The sequence below is a fragment of the Brevibacillus reuszeri genome (genome assembly GCF_002897295.1).
GTDB classification, from domain to species: Bacteria; Bacillota; Bacilli; order Brevibacillales; family Brevibacillaceae; genus Brevibacillus; species Brevibacillus reuszeri_A.
Map to the genome: position 1 here is coordinate 1 of NZ_BEXF01000074.1, position 2597 is coordinate 2597.

At 43.0% G+C, this 2597-nt stretch carries 1 protein-coding gene; it reads right to left on the reverse strand.

What is annotated here, in order from left to right:
* Positions 1-145: 145 nt before the first annotated feature.
* The gene (locus C3B52_RS35310) at positions 146-2011 is read right to left on the reverse strand and encodes a reverse transcriptase domain-containing protein (RefSeq protein WP_103110978.1); all 1866 of its coding nucleotides are present in this window, start codon (positions 2009-2011) and stop codon (positions 146-148) included.
* Between the last annotated feature and the right edge of the window lie 586 nt (positions 2012-2597).

The following is a 2597-nucleotide window of genomic DNA, read 5'->3' on the forward strand; positions in this document are numbered from 1 at the left end:
GGTAGATCCACAAAGTAGAGTAGGTACCCAGCGCCTTTCTTCATTGCTGAAGTAGGTTTCCAAGAACCCCTCCCCAAACCGTACGTACACCTCTCGATGTATACGGCTTTCCACACTAACTACAATGTCCGTTATTTGAAGTCACTTAGCTCAGCAAGCCTAAGTGTAGTTTTTCGTGACACCCAGCTGAACCAGGTTTCGAGCACAAAACTAATGTCTTACGTTGTCTGGAAATCATGACCTGCTCCCATTTTTTCTTTCCCTTGAGGTCTTTCAATTTTCTAACGTGGTGAACCTCCATCTTTCCCATCGTTTCCCCACACCATTCGCAGGTGTTAGCCAACAATCGTTGGACGATACTGGTTCTGCTTCTATAGAAGCTTTCGATGGCTGGTTTGTTATCTACGTCAGCATCGGTTTCATTCTTCCCGTATGAGAAGTTGAGCGACCGATATTGAAAGCCTTCATTATAGAATAGTCCAAACTTTTCACCCTTTGCGGTCTTATAGACCACACCAAGTTGACCATCATGAACATAGTCCTTTTTGTTCTTCATTATCTTGGCGACTTTCGTTTTGTGCTTGTTTGCCAAGGTTTTAAGGAAACTATACCTCATGATGTGGTAGAGACCATTGAGCTTTTTTACGTCTACAGCCAGCTTGTAATAGTTGTACAAACCTCTTATTTCGCTGTTGTATACGCACAGGATTTCGTAATCTCCGATGGGTAGTAGTGGCTTTCGATGTGTAGATTTCCACGTTCCTTCCTGCTCAATGACGAGTGCCTGCTTCTTCAACAAGAAATCTCTCATTTTTTCATGAGGAATAGAGAGAAATGGTTTATTCAGTTTGGACCGCATCCTTTGATGTTTTCCATTCTGTAATACTTTTTCCCCTTCGTCCTTTTTGCACATGTAGATGTGATATCCAAGGAAGAGCACCTTGTCTGCACCATGTGTAACGAGAGTTTTCTCTTGAGATAAGTTCAACTTCAAACTTTCTTTCAAGAATTTAGTCAGTTCAACCTTGACTTGTTCTGCATCTTCTTTGGAACCACTGATTCCAATAAGGAAATCGTCAGCATATCTGGTGTACGTCATACGTCTGAAGGATTCGTCCATTGGGTCCAATGTTGGGCCCTTATATTGTTGAAGACGGACTTCCTTGAGTTTCTTCAAGAAAGCTTTCTTTTCCTCATCCGTTTGACTTTCCCAGCTCAGTTTGGCTATATTTCTCATTTTGTAAATCTTGTTGTCTATAGCCTTGTATTGTTTGCTGCGCTGTCGTTCTTTTCCCTTATTGAATTTCTTGATTACTTCCTCCATGTACTTGTCTAGCTCGTTCAGGTAAATATTCGCTAGGATAGGACTAATAATCCCACCTTGTGGCGTTCCTGAGTAAGTATTATGGAAGGTCCAGTTCTCAAGATACCCAGCTTTGAGAAACTTCCAGAGAAGCGAAATGAACCTATGGTCGTTTATCCTTTTGGATACGATGCCCATTAGTACATGGTGGTCGATGTTGTCAAAGAATCCTTCGATATCACCTTCTACCCACCAACGAGTCCCATTGTTGCTGACTTTGATTTGTTGAAGTGCTGTGTGGCAACTTCGTTTGGGTCTGAATCCGTGAGAAGAGTTCTTGAAGTGTCTCTCGAAAATTGCAGAGAGAATTTCCTCAACAACTGTTTGCAACAGTTTGTCTTCAAATGACGGAATACCCAGTGGTCTCTTTTTGGTGCTATTCTTTTTGGCAATGTACGTTCGACGCGACGGATTCGGACTGAAGGTTTGGTTCTTGAGTTTGACGATAAGTTCATCAATTTTTTCAACTTTAAAGCCGTCAATCGTTTTTCCATCTGCGCCTGGAGTCATGTTTCCCTCTTTTGCGTAAATCTTGCCGTACGCTCTGAAGTAGAACTCCTTATTGTACAAAATTCGGTACAGGTCATTGTGAACGTAAGATTCTTCTTTACTGGACAAGGTATACAATATGGCTTCAGGGTTTCGCATGGTATCTCACCATATCCTTTCGCTTATTGTATGGTTAGGCTGTTCCCCTTCGCCATGTAATGGGCTTTCCCCATCTCGGACTACTACGGGAACTCCGTTACCATATCAGATTTTCAAGTCCTAAAGACTATAGCACCAATTTGCTTTCTTGGTAGAAAATTGGTGCGCTCTGACTTAGGTAATCCCCAGTAAGCACTGCACGCATAATTTGTTACATAGTTTCGGATGCACCTTTCGCCGTTTATCCTTTTACCGGGATTGGGGGAGTGATGTACCAACGATACTTGTAATGTTTTTATACAAGCATCCATACACTCCATCAACACTTAAATAGGCGTGTGTTGACAGTGACGATTACCACCCTCTGGCTAGTGTTCAAGCAGTATAGCTTTCATCCTTGTCTATGCGTTTCACCTTGCAGGTTCAGTCGTGGCTACACCTATTTCGCCAACTTTCCTGCTTTGTCCGACATGCTCCAGTCACCGCGTCAGTTTCCTTTCACGGGTAGTCGGCTGGTGATAGGCAAATGTTGGTATAGCCTAGCTGCTTAAGCAGCAATGCGATGCAGCCCGTCTGGGCGCACAAA